The sequence below is a fragment of the Pseudoalteromonas sp. NH0006-26 genome, from assembly GCF_057552415.1.
The window spans coordinates 434,578-451,349 of record NZ_BAAJMJ010000003.1 but is presented as its reverse complement, the minus strand read 5'-3'; the positions used below and the strand labels follow the sequence as shown (position 1 = coordinate 451,349).

The window sequence follows — 16,772 nt, the reverse complement described above, 5'->3', positions numbered from 1 at the left end:
TAAACAGGGATTGAAACTATTTCACAGCATTTTGATGATGATATTTTTTTATAAACTAATAACAATTTTAAATGAATTTTATTTATTACATTTATTTAGCTTATGCGTTATGCCTAAAGCGATACATAAACAAACAAAAAAAGCGGCCTAAGCCGCTTTTATTATCTGCCTTTTTTAGGCTAGCTTTTTAAACAATTCTGTACGCAAAACATCATAATCGTTGTGCATATCAGTGGCTAAACACGGTTTTGCTAATGCATCAGCTAACGGCTTTGGCATATCTAATTCAACATTAAGGATATCCTCAACGCTGTCTTTAAATTTGGCCGGATGCGCAGTCGCTAAAAAAATCCCCACAGCATCTGCCGCCTTATTTTCTACAAGACCTTGGTAAGCAATTGCGGTGTGAGGCTCTGCAATATAGCCAAGCTGTTGAATTTTTTTCATCACTGTTTGTGTTTGCTGCTCATCAACACTCACCGAATAAAAGTTATCATAACTAAACCAGTTATTATCTAACATTGATTGCACACGAGGCCAGTTATTAGGTTTACTCACATCCATTGCATTTGAAAGCGATTCAATTGTCGCATTAGGCGTCCAATTTTTATCAAGCATAAAGCGCGGTACTGTGTCGTTTTGGTTTGTAGTCGCACTGAGTTTACCTACTGGCATACCAATAACAGCGCCAATCATAGCCGCACACACATTACCAAAGTTACCACTGGGTACTGAAATATGCGCTGTAGCACGCTTTTCTTTTGGCAGCTGTGCTATTGCCTCAAAGTAATAACAAACTTGCGCAACTAAGCGGCTAATATTAATTGAATTTGCTGAGTTTAAACCTAATTTCGATTTTAGCTCTTCATCTAAAAATGATTTTTTAACCAACTCTTGGCAATCATCAAAACTGCCTTCTATCGCATAACAGTGAATGTTGTCACCAAGCGTTGTAAATAACTTTTGCTGAGCGAGTGAAATTTTACCTTTAGGGTATAAAATAACCACATCAATATTTGGTTTGTTATAAAAAGCATGCGCTACGGCAGCCCCGGTATCACCCGATGTTGCAGTTAATATTGTCACTTTTTCGCCGTGGTTAAACTGAGCTAAACACTCTGCCATAAAGCGGCCACCAAAATCTTTAAATGCCAGTGTTGGGCCATGGAATAACTCTAAGCAATAGGTATTGTCTTCAACTTCCACCAGCTTAACCGGAAAGTTAAACGCATTCTTAACCATCTGGGCAACAGTATCACTTGGTAGCTCGTCACCAATAAGGTGCGATAAAATTTTGCCGCTGCGAGTAACAAAGTCCATATCGAGTAATGCATCAACATCACTTAATGGCGCTAACGACTCAGGAAAAAACACCCCTTGATTACGCCCCAGTCCTGTTTTTACAGCTTCAACAAACGACACTTTTTGTGAATATTCTTTTAAATTATGTAATTGCATGACTCTTGATCCTATAAAACATTTAATTGACGCGTGCCGTCGTTATCTAATTTACAAATATGGCAAAAACCTTGCTCGTTGATGTAGTTTTCCTCTAGCCACTGCGCGCATTGCTCTGCCGCTTCAAGCGTTTTACATACACTAAACAAGGTCGGCCCTGCGCCTGAAATACTCACAACTTCAGCACCCAGTGCTGGTAAGCTTGCTTTGGCATCACTAAAGCCGCTTATAAGTGGCGCACGGTATGGCTCTGCTATTTCGTCTTTCATAATGCTTAATGCATCATCAAAACGCTCTGTTAACAGTAAGCTACTAAACGCCGATAAACGCTGCGCAAACTCAACCCCCGCATGCATACTAAGCTCTTTTGGTAAAACAGAGCGCGCTTTTGCGGTATTGAGCGAAAAGCCTGGAAATGCGGCAACGTAATACCAGTTTTCATCGACAGGTAAAGCAATAGATTTATCAGGAATTAAATCACCGGTTAGCTGTAAGCCGCCTAAATAACACGGTGTGATGTTATCGTAATGGCGCCCTCCACTTACAACGGCTTCAAAATCTGCCATAAGCTCAATGAGCTCTACTTGGCTTAAATTAGTTTTGGCAAATTTATCCAGTGCTGCAAATGTCGCCACCACAGAGCAGGCACTTGAGCCTAATCCAGACCCTATAGGCAGGTTTTTCTTCAACTCTAATTTTACGGCTGGCATATTCGGTGCTACATGTGTACGAAAATGCACTAAACATTGATACGCTAAATTTTCATTCGCATCGCTTGGGAGTTTATGGGCGTATTCGCCACTACAAATAAACTCATCACGAGGCGCTTCACATATAGTAACCACATCCCCCAGCAAGCTGCCATCAATCGGAGCTAACGCCGCACCGAGGGAGTCAAAACCAACCGTAAAATTACCAATGGAGGCTGGCGCATAAACTTCAATCATAACCGCCCCCTAGCGTGATAGTGTTTTAAGAATATCGGCAAATACACCCGCAGCAGTTACTGCAGAGCCTGCGCCATAACCACGGATAACAAACGGACGTGGCTGATAGTATTGGCTTAAAATAGCCAACGCATTTTCACCATCACGAATAACACTCAATGCATGTGATGAATCGACCGCTTCAATACCTACTTTACAGTGACCATTTTTAATTGTGCCTACATAGCGAAGTACTTTACCTTCACTCGCTGCACTTTGAATACGGTCGTTAAAGCCAGCATCCAGGCTTGGTAGTTTTGCCATAAATTGCTCAACGTTGTCACCTTGGGCGAAGCCTTGTGGTAATACCGACTCCACTTCTATGTCGCTAAGCTCTAATTGCATGCCTGACTCGCGGGCAATAATGAGCAGTTTACGTGCAACGTCAGTCCCCGATAAGTCATCACGAGGATCGGGTTCAGTAAAGCCACTTTCTTTCGCTTTAATCGTTGCTTCAGAGAGTGATAAACCATCTTCAAGGGCACCAAACATGTACGAAAGCGAGCCAGATAAAATACCACTAAACTCAAGTAATTCATCGCCGGCACCAAAGAGTGATTGTAAGTTATCAATTACAGGTAAACCCGCACCTACATTGGTTTCGTATAAAAACTTACGGTTATTTTTATGTGTAGCTGCTATTAAATCTTGGTAATAAGTATATGAACTTGTCGTGGCTTTTTTATTAGCAGCCACAACATGGAAACCCGCATTTAAAAAGTCGACGTATTGGGCAGCCAAGGCATCTGATGAAGTACAATCAACTAGCACAGGGTTAACCAGGTGATTTTGCTTAACAAACTGTTCAACTAATTTTAAATCGAATGCTTGCTCTGATTGCGCTAACTTTTGCTGCCAATCATCAAACGCAATGCCTTCACCATCAAGGTGTAATTGGCGAGAGTTAGCCACACCATATAGATTTAATTTAATATTACGCTTTTCAAGCCATGCTTGTTGACGCTCAAGTTGGTTAATTAGCTCTTGGCCTACTAAGCCACAGCCCAATAAAAACACATCAATTGAAGGAACATGAGTGAAAAAGTTTTCATGACAAATTTTAACCGCGTCATTACATAATTCGCCGTCAATAACCGCTGAAATAGCACTTTCAGTTGAGTCTTGCGCTATGGCAACAATGTTTACTTGTGCTTGAGCTAGCGATGCAAAAAACTTAGCCGCTAAACCTTTGTGAGCGCGCATGTTATCGCCCACTAGCGTTACTATTGCTAAATTACGTTGCACATTTACCGGCTCAATGAGCCCCGCTTTTGACTCTAAGTCAAAGGCTACTTGTAACGCACTTAACGCTAGATTTAAATCGCTTTCATGCACACAAAAGCTAATGCTAAATTCACATGATGATTGAGTGATCAGTACGATTGACACGTTATCATGCGCTAATGCATTAAATACTTTCGATGCCATGCCCACTTTACCTTTCATACCAGGGCCCGAAACGGTCAGCATAGCTAAGTTTTGTAGGCTTGAGAGTGCTTTTACTGGTTCATCAGATACCGTATCGTTACTAATTAGTGAGCCTTGTGCATCTGGGTTATGGGTGTTTTTAATTTCACATGGCACTCCAGCTTTTGCACAGGGTAGGATAGTTTTAGGGTGCAACACTTTAGCGCCAAAATAAGAAAGCTCCATCGCCTCTTTGTAAGATAGGAAATCAACCTTAGTGGCTTTTTTGATATAACGCGGATCGGCACTGTATACCCCATCAACGTCAGTCCATATTTGGCACACTTGTGCCTCTAAACACGCTGCAGCAATTGCTGCTGAATAATCAGAGCCATTTCGACCAAGCGTTGTGAGCTCACCTTTATCATTACTTGCAGTAAATCCTGGCATAATGTAAACCGTTGCTGGCGACTCTTTTAGTACCGCTTGAAAACGGGCTTTACTGGCGACTAAATCGGCTTCAGCGTCTATGTGTCCACCCGTTGAAACAATACAGTCTGTTGCTTGTAAATAATGCGCGTTATGATCGGCTAATAGGCTTTGCATTAGCGATACGCTAACACGTTCACCAAAGCTAATAATAAAAGCCCTGATTTTATCTGGGCAACACTTAATTAGTGCAACCCCATCAAGCTTATTTTTCAATTCGTCAAAGTCAGGCCAATTTTTAACTGCTCCTTGCTTTTCTTCTACTGCCGTTTTTAAGGCATTGCAGCGGGTAACAAGTGCATCCCATAACAGATTGAAATCCTGCCCCTGCTCTGCGGCACTAGCCAACGCAACAAGCGAATCTGTCATACCGCCAGGCGCTGAAAGCACCAGTAACATTTCATCTTTTAATTGTGCCTTAGCTAGAGCAGCTACTTGCTCTAAGCAGGCAAAGTCAGCGAGCGATGAGCCGCCAAATTTTAAAACGCGCATTTTTTATGTTTCCTCATTCCATAAAACGAAAAAAGGCCTGTGTTCTAAGTGAACACAGGCCTTTAAATTTGTTGCACCGACCTATGCCACTATCCAGTAAGAATGGTGGTTGTAATAATAATGGTCGTTACAAGACTAAATGTTTTCATAAGCTTAAGACTGCCTTAACAAAGGCTATTCTGTCAACCCTAAATTAGAAGATAAAACAGTCTTTTTCATCATGAATTTTATTAATAAATGCCAAACTTATGCAAAACTTCGTTAAGTTGTGTTTTATTAATCGGTTTATGAATAAAATCGATTGCGCCAAGTTGCGCTACTCGCTCTCGCATTTTTTGTTGAATGTCAGCAGAAATTACCAATACATAAGATTCTATTTTATTTGCTTTAACTTGCTCAAGCACTGCAATGCCATCAACCTCAGGCATGGTTAAATCAAGACACACAAGATCAAACTGCCCATGATGCAATTGCTCCAAGGCCTCTTTACCGTTTGTAGCCTGTTGAATATCGGCATCAATGCACTCGTTTAAACAACGGATCACTTGCTTACGGGCAACGGTTGAGTCATCACAGACTAAAATAGAAAAACGCACCATAATGACTATTTAATTAAACTCATATAAAACACCTAAACCCACTTTAAAATTAATTTACTTGCTCAGTCAGTAAAAAGTCAAAAATATAACCAATATAAGTAGCGAGCAGGTTATTTACTATAGCTTTTATTAACGTTATCAATAAAATGCATGAGTGCACAATACAAATTAGCAAAATCCCCCTCCTAATTTACAAACAAACTAGCTAAACACACTACACTTGGATAGGAGTACAATTGTTAAGTTTACAGGGTAATGCTTATTTAAGAGCGCAAAATAACAATATAATAAAATATATGTTTATTTTTAATGATTTATTAACTAATGTTTATAAGCGTACACCAATAGCTGAATAATTAAAGGAAATACAAGTCCCTCATGCCGCAAAAAAGTCTTTCAACAAAGTTACTCACACGGGTTTTATCAGTTTATTTTATACTGACTTTTGTGGTGACCTGCGGACAAATCTTCGCAGAGTATGTTAATACCAAAGATTACATACGCGATGAGCTCGGCACACTACAAAAAACATTTGGTAGAAGTCTAACCCGAGCAATTTGGGAGCTAAATATAAAGCAAACCACCACAACTGCAGAGGGGTTGCTTGATATTCCTATGGTTGAAGGGGTTATTATTCGTGATGATAATGGCGCTATTATTTCGCAACTAGGCCGAGCGTTAAACATTCACAACCTATACAGCCAGCAGCTTGTTCAAGAAGATGTGATTGTAGAAGACACCAAAGCTGGTTTATTTGGCTATACATTTCCGCTTATTTTTGAGTTTTCAGGCCGTGCCACCCAAGTGGGCGATGTGACTTTATTTTCTAGCCGGGACGTAATTTTCAGCCGCATTATGCTCTCTATTTACTTTTTAATTGGCAACGCCATGATTAAAACCACCTTTTTAATCATCTTATTTTTGATCGCATTTAGAAAGCTACTAACCGAGCCGCTCACACAACTCACTGAGCAAATTGAATACCTTGAATTAGAAGAGCTCGATGGCCAGCACGTTAAAGTCGTTACCGATGAAAATAACGAGCTAAAGGTAATGGAGCGCTCTTTTAACAATCTGATTTCTAAAGTTGTTGAGTATAAAAAAGAGTTAAAACAAACTCAGCATGACCTAATCGAAAGTAATCAAAAACTAGATCAACAAAATTTGCAGCTTGAACAAGATGTTGCGCGTAAAACATCAAACTTAAGCCAAGCAATGATCGATTTACAGCAACAAAAATATGAACTCGAGCGCCAAAAAGCGGTATTAACTGAAGAAGTTGACTTACGAAAGCAAACTGAGCAAGAACTGCTAAGTAAGCAAACTCAGCTACAGAACTCGCTCGATGAACTAAGCTTTGCGCAAGAGCAACTGGTTGGCTCAGAAAAAATGGCGGTATTAGGCGGTTTAGTAGCGGGTATCACTCATGAAATTAATACCCCTATTGGTATTGGCGTAACTGCTACTTCATTTTTGCAAGAGCGCTTAACTGAAATAGAAACCGCATTTAAGAATAAATCACTGTCTTCCTCTGCATTGGAAGGATTTATTAATGATGCAGCACAAAGCGCTCAACTACTCTCTCACAATTTAGAGCGTGCATCAGACTTGATCACTAGCTTTAAACAAATTGCAGTAGATCAAGCCAGTGAGGCTTTAAGAACCATTAACTTTAAGGATTACATCAATGAAGTTATACGTTCTTTACATCCACAGATTAAAAAAACATCCCATAGCATTCGCCTACATTGCCCGGATGATTTAATTATTAATTTACCAGCAGGGGTGATCAGCCAAATATTTACTAACTTAATTATGAATTCATTAGTGCATGGCTTTGAAAATATAAACAGCGGCCAAATTACCATAGATGTAAACACCGATGAAAACGACTTAGTTATTAATTACCAAGATAATGGTATCGGTTTGAAACCAGCTCAACTTAAGCGTTTATTTGACCCATTCTTTACCACAAAACGTGATGAAGGTGGCAGTGGCTTAGGTGCTCACATTATTTTTAACCTTGTAAAACAAACACTCAATGGCAAAATTGAAGTCAGTAGCGAACCTAACCAAGGATTACATTACCGAATTTCGTTCCCTAAAAACATGTCATCCCCCCTGCCACTTTTTAAACTCGACTAAGTAAAATCAGCCGTTTCTAGAAGCGGCTTTTATTGCTATGATTGCACAAATTTTTTAAATGGATCATTTCCCTATGTGGTTTAGTAACCTTATATGCTATCGCTTTAAACAAGACGTTTCGTACACTCAAGAAGACTTTGATAAGGCGTTAGAACAAGATCTATTTCGTCCCTGCACTGGCCAAGAGTTGGCAACATTTGGCTGGACAAAAGCATTTGGTAAGCATGGTGAAACGCTGTCTCACTTCTCACAAAAAAGTATTTTAGTGTGTGCCAAGCGTGAAGAGAAAGTGTTACCCGCGTCTGTAATAAATGAGCTTGTCGCTGAAAAAGTAGATCAGATTGAAGCCGAAGAAAATCGCCCTGTAAAGAAAAAAGAAAAAGATGAATTAAAAGAAAACATCTTACACACGCTACTGCCACAAGCATTTAAAAAGTCGAGCCTACAGTTTGCGTTCATAGACCAAGAAAATGGTTGGGTTGTAGTTAATAGTGCAAGCTTTAATAAAGCTGAAGAACTTTTGGCGTTATTACGTAAATCGTTAGGCACGTTACCGGTTGTTCCTGCGTTTGCTAACTATGATTTAGATGTATTTTTAACTGACTGGCTTACTAACTTTAGTACACCTGAGGGCTTTGCGATTGGCTCAGATGCTGAACTTGAAGAAGCGGATGACAGTGGTGCCCAAGTTAAGCTTAAAGGCCATGACTTATCGTGTGACGAAGTGAAATCGCACCTTGAAAGTGGTAAACGCGTGACTAAGCTTGCCCTTGATTGGCAAGAGCGCGTTAAGTTTATGCTACAAAACGATGGTTCAATTAAACGTTTAAGCTACAGTGAAACACTTAAAGAAGAAAATGCAGATATTCCAAAAGAAGATATGGCGGTTAAGCTAGACGCAGATTTCATTCTTGCATCTGAGGAAATAAAGCAGCTTCTTGAAGAGCTTACTCAAGGCTTAGGTGATGCCGACGATTTAGCGTAAAAGCTTTATTAAATAGCATCACATATAAAAAGCACGATACTAATCGTGCTTTTTATTATTCAAAATTTTAGCTGAACATTTCTTTTACGTCTTCAACCAAATGCAGATACTCTTCACTCTCTAACATCTCTAAAGAAGGAATAATGCCTTTATCAATGTAGGTTTGTAGCGCCGCAGATTTATCTGATACTTGTAAAGTGCCTTCAAGGATTGCGCCGATACGAATAAAATCGATATAGCTAACCTCAGTCGAGCGATAGTTAACATCGGCCCAATGTTGTGCAACTTCTACAAACACATCTGGGAATTCCCATGCTTTCATAATTGAGCCGCCAATTTTACCGCTTAAGCGTTGAATTGCATGCGCTAAAAAGCTCGGATTAGCAAATACTTCAGGGTGTCGCTCAGCCTCAGTCAAAATTGGTAATACCCCAATATTATAAACCAATGAAGCTAAAGTAATGGCATCACGGTTAAGCGAGGTATGGGTATTTCTTTTTAAGTAAAATTCCATCAGTGAAATAGAATGCGAAGCAACATGCAGCGTTTTATGCCACGCTTTGCCCATATAGCCCTTTATTAGCTCATTGTTGGATACAAACAGCTGCTCCATTGCCATTGCCGTGGCTATATTTTTTATTTGTCTGAGCCCTATACGTGTCACCGCTTGATGTAAATTAGACACTTTTACAGCACGCCCCATAATGGCACTATTTGCTACTTTGATCATACGTGCAGACAATGCAGGGTCATGCGCTATTGCATCTGACATTTGCATCAAATTTACATCTGGGTTGTCAGCGGCTTGACGAACCTTAATCGCCACTTCAGGTAATGTAGGTAACACCAGTGTGTCGTTGTTAATTCTATCAACCAAAATAGTGAGTAAGGCATTTTCTGTAGACATAAATTATCCCTTTGCTTTATGACCTACTTCGCTTTACGGCAGGTCTTATATTATTAATTATTTCAATGCTAATGTAGTACTAAACATATACCCAAAGTAAAGAAACGTGTAGATAATTATTCAATTATTTACACCTCCTCCCCTGATTTATGCGCTCTAACGTCTAATACTTGCTATTTACTAGTGTGTTTTGCTTTAATGCGAACATGCTAAGGCAGATTAACACGCTTTCAGTACCTTAACTTACAGTACACCAGCTATAAAATTGACTTTTAAATAGGCAAAATAATGAACTTAAATAAAATTAGCCAAGCGATATTGCTCTCTGGCGCTGTTTTTCTTAGTGCCTGCTCAGAGCAAGCACCTTCTTCAAGCAACACAGCACAAAACTCTACGCCAGCGGCTTCAACAGCGCCTTCAGGCCCAACACTTGTTAATATTGACCGTCAACGCTTAGACATTTACACCGACTTTAGTTTACAAAGTGATTTATCGCACTTATCTGACAATCAAAAAGCCATGGTTGCTAAGCTTATTGATGCTTCAAAAATTATGGATGATTTATTCTGGAAGCAAGCATTTGGTAAAAATAAACAAGACTTTTTAGCACAATTAGATGATGAAAAAGTACGTCAGTTTGCCGATATTAACTACGGCCCATGGGATCGCTTAAACGGCGATGAAGTATTCTTATCAGGCTATAAAGAAAAGCCGCTTGGTGCAGGCTTTTACCCAGCAGACATCACCAAAGAAGAGCTTAATAACGCTGATGTAAAAGATAAAACAGGCCTTTACTCACTGATTAAGCGTGATGAATTAGGTAATTTATACAGCACACCTTATTCAGAAGAGTATGCAGTAGAGCTTGCTCAAGCTGCTGAGTTACTTCGAGAGGCTAGCAAACTAGCCGACGACAAAGAATTCGCCAACTACCTAAACTTACGAGCTGACGCAATCCAAAATGATGATTTTCAAGCCTCTGACTTTGCTTGGATGGATATGAAAAATAACCCTATCGATGTGGTTATTGGCCCGATTGAAAACTACGAAGATCAATTATTTGGTTACCGCGCAGCTTATGAATCATATGTTCTTATTAAAGATTTAAAATGGAGCGAGCGCCTAGCGAAATTTGCAGCCTTTTTACCTGAGCTGCAAAAAGGCTTACCTGTCGATAGTAAGTACAAGCAAGAAGTACCGGGCTCAGATGCTGATCTAAATGCCTACGATGTTGTGTACTATGCAGGGCATTCAAATGCAGGCAGTAAAACCATTGCGATTAACTTACCCAATGATGAACAAGTACAACTAGAAAAAGGCACACGTCGTTTACAGCTTAAAAACGCAATGCGTGCGAAGTTTGATAAAATTTTAGTGCCTATCTCAGAGCAGTTAATTGTACCTGAGCAACGCAAACACATTACCTTTGATGCATTTTTTGCCAATACCATGTTCCATGAAGTGGCTCACGGTTTAGGGATTAAAAACACCCTAACGGGTAAAGGTACTGTTCGCCAATCACTTCAAGAGCACGCTAGCGCTTTAGAAGAAGGCAAAGCCGATATTCTTGGTTTATACATGGTTGAACAGTTACTTAAAAAAGGTGAAATCACCGAAGGTACATTAGAAGATTACTACACCACTTTTATGGCGGGTATTTTCCGCTCAGTGCGCTTTGGTGCTTCAAGTGCGCATGGTAAAGCAAATATGATCCGCTTTAACTTTTTTGCTCAAGAAGGTGCCTTCTCTAAAAATGAAGACGGACTTTACAGCATCAACATGGATAAAATGGGCGATGCTATGGCAAAGTTATCACGCCTTATTTTAACCCTGCAAGGTGATGGTGATTACGAAAAAGTAGATCAACTTATTGCCACTCATGGCGATATTAAAGCGGAGCTTGCTAAAGATTTAGAAAAGTTAAGCAAAGCGAACATCCCTGTAGATGTGACCTTCAAACAAGGCAAAGATGTGCTTGGCCTTAATTAATATGAGCTAAATTAGTTCACATAAAAAAAGCGTTACACTGTAACGCTTTTTTATTGTCTGATTATTTATCACTCATCACTTTACGAACAACCGGCTCTAGGCTTACCATTCCCCACTGCTTGCCTGTTTCAATTGCAGACTCAATATCAGCGCCTTGCTGATGGGCTGAAATAGCCATTAGCGCACCAACACGATTACTGCTCGCACAATGAACAACCACTGACTCACCTTTAAGTTCTTCTAAAAGGCTAGCTAATCGTTTTGCATTGTCGATGTTTACATCTTGTGCACCTGCAATCTCAATTGCGTGATAATTCATTCCTAAAGAGTTTACTAATGCCCCTTCATCCCAGTCTTGCTCATCTGCTGCACGTAAATTAATAACGTGCTTCACCTTAGCTTGTGATAGTTGCTTAAACTGCTCATCAGTCGGTTGCGCTGCTGAAAAAACCACGTTGTTATGCGCTGCAAAGTTTTTAATGTTGGCGTTATTTACCACATCTATAGCGACTGGCTGCTCACTCGCTATTACGGTTGAAACAGCAATAGCTGCCATAAATATACTGGCACAAAGTTGTTTTATTAATTTCATACTATCCCCTCAAAGTAACTCATTCTAATTTTAAAAATACGTTTTTAATTGCTCTATCTGCTCATTAGTATAAGGGATACTCGGAAACTTGCCCCATACAGGCGCAGGCCATGCAATATCTGTTTTGAAGCGCGCTATATGATGAATGTGTAATTGCGGCACCATATTACCAAGCGCGGCCACATTCAACTTATCCGGATTAAACACCTCAATTAATAAATGACTAAGCTTAGCCGACTCTTGTAAGTAAGTGATTTGTTGCTGCTCAGTTAAATCAATAATCTCTTTTAAGCCTGCAACCCTTGGGACTAATACAAACCATGGATATTGACTGTCATTCAATAACAATACTTTACACAATGGCCAATCAGCCAGCTCAATACAATCTTTTTGTAGCTCTGGGGCTAAGATAAAAGGGGTTTCACTCATGTTGATATCCTTAGTTATTTTACTGCACACTTTATAGCATTTAGTTGCAGTTGCACACGCTTGTGCTTTACCATCGGGGATAATTTTATGTAAGTAAAGGCAATCCTGTGTTAAAAAAACTAAAACACCTCTCACTGGCAATCCCCCTGATGGCAGGCGCATTAAGCGCCCAAGCAAAGCCGCTAACGCTTGAGCGTATATTTGATGATCCTAGCTTAGCGGGAAAGTCTCCAGTACAACTTAAATTTTCTCCCGACGGCAGCCGTGTCACCTACTTACAAGGTAAAACAGATGACTATAACCGCTACGATTTATGGGAATATAATTTAAAAGACAATACCAATCGATTACTTGTTGATTCAGCGCAGTTATTTTCAGGCCCAGAAAACCTATCAGATGAAGAAAAAGCACGCCGTGAACGCCAACGTATTTTTGGTAAAGGTATTCTTGAATATAAATGGTCAAAAGATGGTAAAGCACTGCTATTTCCTCTAAATGGCGACCTTTATTATTTCGACTTAAACACAAAAAATAGTAAAAAACTGACTAACACTGAAGCATTTGAAACCGATGCGCGCTTTTCTCCAAAAGGGAATTTTGTATCGTTTATTCGCGAGCAAAACCTCTATGCACTAGAACTGGCATCTGGCAAAGAAACTCAGTTAAGTAAAGATGGCGGTGGCGTTATTAAAAATGGCATGGCCGAATTTGTGGCGCAAGAAGAAATGAGTCGCATGACCGGTTATTGGTGGGCAAATGATGAATCTAAAATCGCCTTTACTCGCGTTGATGAAAGCCCTGTTCAGGAAGCGATTCGTAACGAAATTTATGCAGATGAAGTAAAGCTATTTAATCAGCGCTACCCATTTACTGGCACCAACAATGTTGAAATTCAACTTGGTGTTGTGAAACTTAATGACCAAGCTGTTGACTGGATTGATTTAGGTAAAGATAAAGACATTTATATCGCACGTGCTAAATGGCTAAACGACAGTAACACCCTGTCTTACCAGTGGCAAAATCGCTCTCAGCACAATTTAGAGTTACGCTTTTACAACAGTAAAACGAAACAACAAACCGTCGCATTAACTGAAAAAAGCGATACCTGGATCAACCTACATTTTGACCTTGAGTTCTTAAAAGACAAAAAGCATTTTGTGTGGGCTTCAGAGCGTGATGGCTTTAAGCACCTTTATTTGTATCGAAATAATGGCCAACTTATTCGTCAAATAACCGCTGGTGACTGGGTTGTTGATAGCTTAAAAGGGGTAGATGAAAAAAATGGTATGGTTTACTTTGCAGCGCGTAAAGATACTGCGCTAGAGAGCCATTTATACAGCGCGCCTTTATTTAAAAAAGGAGCAATTAAACGTATTACTGAAAAAGGCCAATATCACAATGTCGTACTGGCAAAAGATAATAAAACCTTTATTGATACCAGCTCATCGGTCAACAAACCAAATTCAGCAGCACTACGCAAAATTAATGGTGAATTTATTACGTGGCTTGAAGAAAACAAACTAGATGACTCACACCCACTCACTCCCTTTTTGACTGATTTAGCACAGCCTGAGTACGGCACCATTACCGCTGAAGACGGCCAAGTTATGCATTACCGTTTATTTAAACCAGCAAACATGGCTAAAGGTAAAAAGCATCCGGTTATTGTTAACGTGTACGGCGGCCCTCATGCTCAACGAGTCACTAATAGCTGGCGTAGTAAAAACTTATATTTTCAATATATGGCGCAACAAGGTTATGTTATTTTTCAACTAGATAACCGTGGCTCTTACAATCGTGGTAAAAAGTTTGAAGATGCAATATATAAAAAGTTAGGTGTTGTTGAAGTAGCTGATCAGATTAAAGGCGTTGAATTTTTACGTACCCTTGACTACGTAGACCCTGCACGCATTGGTATATACGGCCACAGCTATGGTGGTTATATGGCGCTAATGACCATGTTTAAAGCAGGCGACTACTTTAGTGCTGGTGTTTCAGGCGCACCAGTAACTGACTGGGCCTTGTACGACACTCACTACACCGAGCGCTATTTGGGTCACCCTGATACGAATGCGCAAGGTTATACCGACAGTGCTGTTTTCCCATATGCTGAAGGCTTAAAAGGCCCACTTATGATTTACCATGGCATGGCCGATGACAACGTGTTGTTTACCCATGCAACTAAATTGTTTAAACAGCTGCAAGATAACAATCAACAGTTTGAAATGATGACTTACCCAGGCTCAAAGCATAGCCTTCGCGGTAAACAAGTGCAGACTCACTTACATCAAACTATTACTAACTTCTTTAACCGTAACTTTAATACAAACTAACTAGAGTTAGGTTAATCATTCGACTAAAGGCTGATACAAGTATCAGCCTTTTTTTATGCTAATAAGATATATTAAAACGTCAACACACAATAATTAAATCCATCTTAAGCACGGGTAACTAAAAGTCTAAGCTTCAGCGTCCAACTGTTATTGTATTTAAACTAACCGCTAAAACGAAATATAAGAAATACAATATTATGAAAATAAAGCTCTCTTAGCCTATATTTTAACTATGCTTATTGAAGAAAAATAATGCTCTGATACAGGAACATATTTATGCCAAACCTCCGTCGTTTTACTATATTTCAACGTCTAGCCATTTTAGTAGGGATTGTAATATTGGGTTTAATTGTATTGAGTATTTCGAGTTTGAGTAATCAATACCAAGCGCTCAAAAAAGAGCAATACCTTAAAACTAAAAATGTGGTAGAAACTGCATATAGCACTATTAAGCACTATGCAGCCCTTGAACAAAACCAAACACTCACTCGCCAACAGGCACAATCTCAAGCAATCGCTTCAATCCGCTCATTGCGCTACGATGATACGAACTATTTTTGGATAAACGATTATCAGCCTGCCATGGTAATGCACCCAATTAAACCAGCTCTTGAGGGAAAAGATTTAACTAATAACAAAGACCCTGATGGCACCCCGCTATTTGTTGAGATGGTTAGCGTTGTTAAAAAATCCGGCGAAGGTTATGTGCCTTATAAATGGCCAAAACCAGGTAACGACAACCCCGTAGACAAAATTGCGTTTGTGAAAGGTTTTGATCAATGGCAATGGATAATCGGCTCAGGCGTGTACCTTGATACTATAGACAGTGCCTTTTCGCAGCAGCGCACTATTATCATTATTAATGTAGTTATTATGATTATTGTGGTGGTGTTATTTAGTTACTTTATTGGTCGTAGTATTTTAACCCCTACCCGTTTAGCCGCCCAGATGATGAAAGACATCTCTCAAGGTGAGGGAGATTTAACCCGTACTCTGAACGAAAATGGTAATGATGAAATATCTCAACTTTCGCAATCATTTAACTTATTTGTCTCTAAAATTAGAGAGTCTTTAGTACTGGTAGCCAAAAGTGCAAACGATGTAAACGACCATGCTCATACCGTCGATGACTCGAGTAAAACCAGCCAATCATTTATCGAGTTACAAAACGACAGCTCAACTCAAGTGGCTGCAGCTATGGAGCAAATGACCCATCAAATTCATGATGTTAGCCGTAATGCCGAAGCCGCCGAACAAGCCGCAAATGAAGCGGCAAGTAATGCATCAAGTGGTAAAAGCGTGGTGTCGAAAACAATTACAGCTATTGAAGCCCTTTCTACTAACATAGAAACCGTAAGTAAAGTTACCGCTGATCTTGCTCAAGAAAGTAATAACATAGGCTCGGTACTTGATGTAATAAGAAGTATTGCAGAGCAAACTAACCTGTTGGCACTCAATGCAGCCATTGAAGCAGCGCGAGCAGGTGAGCATGGTAGAGGCTTTGCCGTTGTAGCCGATGAAGTGAGAACGCTGGCCAGCCGAACAGGTAAAAGTACCGATGAAATTCAAGCCATGATAGCTAAACTGCAAGAAGGCGCTAAAGCTGCGGTTGAAGCGGTAAAATCTAGCCAAGAAATTTCTATCTCAACCGTTGAGCAAGCTTCTGCTGCCAATACCTCGCTTGATGAAATAGACAGATTGGTATCGGTGATCACCGATATGAACGGCCAAATTGCAAGAGCAACAGAGCAGCAAACATCGGCCGCAGATGAGGTGAATTTGAGAATTAACGACCTCTCGCAATCAACTGAGCAATCACTGGGTAACACCAATGATTTAACCCGTGCTAGCGACAAACTGAAACAAAGTAGTGTTGAGTTATCAAGCGTGGTATCGCGCTTTAAGCTTAGTTAACTCAATTAAAAAGCCCTGATTTTCAGGGCTTTTTAGACATATTTATA

At 39.9% G+C, this 16,772-nt stretch carries 12 protein-coding genes; 5 read left to right on the top strand and 7 right to left on the bottom strand.

All coding sequences use genetic code 11. The annotated features are described in order from the left end of the window. Nucleotides 1-174: 174 nt before the first annotated feature. The 4 genes from thrC to AC27JR_RS07055 all read right to left on the bottom strand — a co-directional run bounded on the left by thrC (nt 175) and on the right by AC27JR_RS07055 (nt 5,431). Nucleotides 175-1,458 carry a threonine synthase gene (gene thrC / locus AC27JR_RS07070; RefSeq protein ID WP_487173173.1) on the bottom strand — a complete coding sequence of 428 codons (1,284 nt, stop codon included), beginning with the start codon at nt 1,456-1,458 and terminating at the stop codon, nt 175-177. An 11-nt stretch (nt 1,459-1,469) separates the two neighbouring features. Next, complete coding sequence (gene thrB / locus AC27JR_RS07065) at nt 1,470-2,405, bottom strand: homoserine kinase (RefSeq protein WP_487173172.1); 936 nt, start codon at nt 2,403-2,405, stop codon at nt 1,470-1,472. A 9-nt stretch (nt 2,406-2,414) separates the two neighbouring features. Continuing rightward, nucleotides 2,415-4,832: a bifunctional aspartate kinase/homoserine dehydrogenase I gene (gene thrA, locus AC27JR_RS07060; RefSeq protein WP_487173171.1), complete on the bottom strand. Its 2,418-nt coding sequence runs from the start codon at nt 4,830-4,832 to the stop codon at nt 2,415-2,417. Between the two features lie 230 nt (nt 4,833-5,062). Beyond that, entirely contained in the window at nt 5,063-5,431 is a 369-nt protein-coding gene (locus AC27JR_RS07055; RefSeq protein WP_008112003.1) for a response regulator, read from the bottom strand. Nucleotides 5,432-5,809: 378 nt separating this feature from the next. Here AC27JR_RS07055 and AC27JR_RS07050 point away from each other — a divergent pair, with 378 nt between their 5' ends. Together AC27JR_RS07050 and rdgC are read left to right on the top strand one after the other, a co-directional pair. Continuing rightward, nucleotides 5,810-7,576: a sensor histidine kinase gene (locus AC27JR_RS07050; protein WP_008111996.1), complete on the top strand. Its 1,767-nt coding sequence runs from the start codon at nt 5,810-5,812 to the stop codon at nt 7,574-7,576. Between the two features lie 73 nt (nt 7,577-7,649). After that, the gene (gene rdgC / locus AC27JR_RS07045) at nt 7,650-8,561 is read left to right on the top strand and encodes a recombination-associated protein RdgC (RefSeq protein ID WP_008111993.1); all 912 of its coding nucleotides are present in this window, start codon (nt 7,650-7,652) and stop codon (nt 8,559-8,561) included. 67 nt (nt 8,562-8,628) lie between these two features. On the opposite strand, the gene AC27JR_RS07040 is transcribed toward rdgC, so the two are convergent. After that, nucleotides 8,629-9,468, bottom strand: coding sequence for an HDOD domain-containing protein (locus tag AC27JR_RS07040; RefSeq protein ID WP_008111992.1), 840 nt, complete (start codon nt 9,466-9,468; stop codon nt 8,629-8,631). 288 nt (nt 9,469-9,756) lie between these two features. Between AC27JR_RS07040 and AC27JR_RS07035 the strand changes: the two genes are divergently transcribed. Beyond that, nucleotides 9,757-11,457 (top strand): dipeptidyl-peptidase 3 family protein, encoded by a 1,701-nt coding sequence (locus AC27JR_RS07035; RefSeq protein ID WP_076919335.1) that lies wholly within the window; start codon nt 9,757-9,759, stop codon nt 11,455-11,457. 61 nt (nt 11,458-11,518) lie between these two features. Here AC27JR_RS07035 and AC27JR_RS07030 read toward each other — a convergent pair whose 3' ends face one another. Continuing rightward, the gene (locus AC27JR_RS07030; RefSeq protein ID WP_487173170.1) at nt 11,519-12,049 is read right to left on the bottom strand and encodes a protein tyrosine phosphatase family protein; all 531 of its coding nucleotides are present in this window, start codon (nt 12,047-12,049) and stop codon (nt 11,519-11,521) included. Nucleotides 12,050-12,079: 30 nt separating this feature from the next. Beyond that, complete coding sequence (locus tag AC27JR_RS07025; RefSeq protein WP_131690586.1) at nt 12,080-12,478, bottom strand: HIT domain-containing protein; 399 nt, start codon at nt 12,476-12,478, stop codon at nt 12,080-12,082. Nucleotides 12,479-12,585: 107 nt separating this feature from the next. On the opposite strand from AC27JR_RS07025, the gene AC27JR_RS07020 reads away from it, so the two are divergent. Together AC27JR_RS07020 and AC27JR_RS07015 are read left to right on the top strand one after the other, a co-directional pair. After that, nucleotides 12,586-14,811: a S9 family peptidase gene (locus tag AC27JR_RS07020; protein WP_487173168.1), complete on the top strand. Its 2,226-nt coding sequence runs from the start codon at nt 12,586-12,588 to the stop codon at nt 14,809-14,811. A 276-nt stretch (nt 14,812-15,087) separates the two neighbouring features. Continuing rightward, nucleotides 15,088-16,725: a methyl-accepting chemotaxis protein gene (locus tag AC27JR_RS07015; protein WP_076919333.1), complete on the top strand. Its 1,638-nt coding sequence runs from the start codon at nt 15,088-15,090 to the stop codon at nt 16,723-16,725. Nucleotides 16,726-16,772 lie beyond the last annotated feature (47 nt).

What these genes read in the sequence shown, in the direction of transcription:
- thrC (WP_487173173.1), bottom strand. Translation starts at nt 1,458, where the DNA reads ATGCAATTACATAATTTAAAAGAATATTCACAAAAAGTGTCGTTTGTT.
- thrB (WP_487173172.1), bottom strand. Translation starts at nt 2,405, where the DNA reads ATGATTGAAGTTTATGCGCCAGCCTCCATTGGTAATTTTACGGTTGGT.
- thrA (WP_487173171.1), bottom strand. Translation starts at nt 4,832, where the DNA reads ATGCGCGTTTTAAAATTTGGCGGCTCATCGCTCGCTGACTTTGCCTGC.
- AC27JR_RS07055 (WP_008112003.1), bottom strand. Translation starts at nt 5,431, where the DNA reads ATGGTGCGTTTTTCTATTTTAGTCTGTGATGACTCAACCGTTGCCCGT.
- AC27JR_RS07050 (WP_008111996.1), top strand. Translation starts at nt 5,810, where the DNA reads ATGCCGCAAAAAAGTCTTTCAACAAAGTTACTCACACGGGTTTTATCA.
- rdgC (WP_008111993.1), top strand. Translation starts at nt 7,650, where the DNA reads ATGTGGTTTAGTAACCTTATATGCTATCGCTTTAAACAAGACGTTTCG.
- AC27JR_RS07040 (WP_008111992.1), bottom strand. Translation starts at nt 9,468, where the DNA reads ATGTCTACAGAAAATGCCTTACTCACTATTTTGGTTGATAGAATTAAC.
- AC27JR_RS07035 (WP_076919335.1), top strand. Translation starts at nt 9,757, where the DNA reads ATGAACTTAAATAAAATTAGCCAAGCGATATTGCTCTCTGGCGCTGTT.
- AC27JR_RS07030 (WP_487173170.1), bottom strand. Translation starts at nt 12,049, where the DNA reads ATGAAATTAATAAAACAACTTTGTGCCAGTATATTTATGGCAGCTATT.
- AC27JR_RS07025 (WP_131690586.1), bottom strand. Translation starts at nt 12,478, where the DNA reads ATGAGTGAAACCCCTTTTATCTTAGCCCCAGAGCTACAAAAAGATTGT.
- AC27JR_RS07015 (WP_076919333.1), top strand. Translation starts at nt 15,088, where the DNA reads ATGCCAAACCTCCGTCGTTTTACTATATTTCAACGTCTAGCCATTTTA.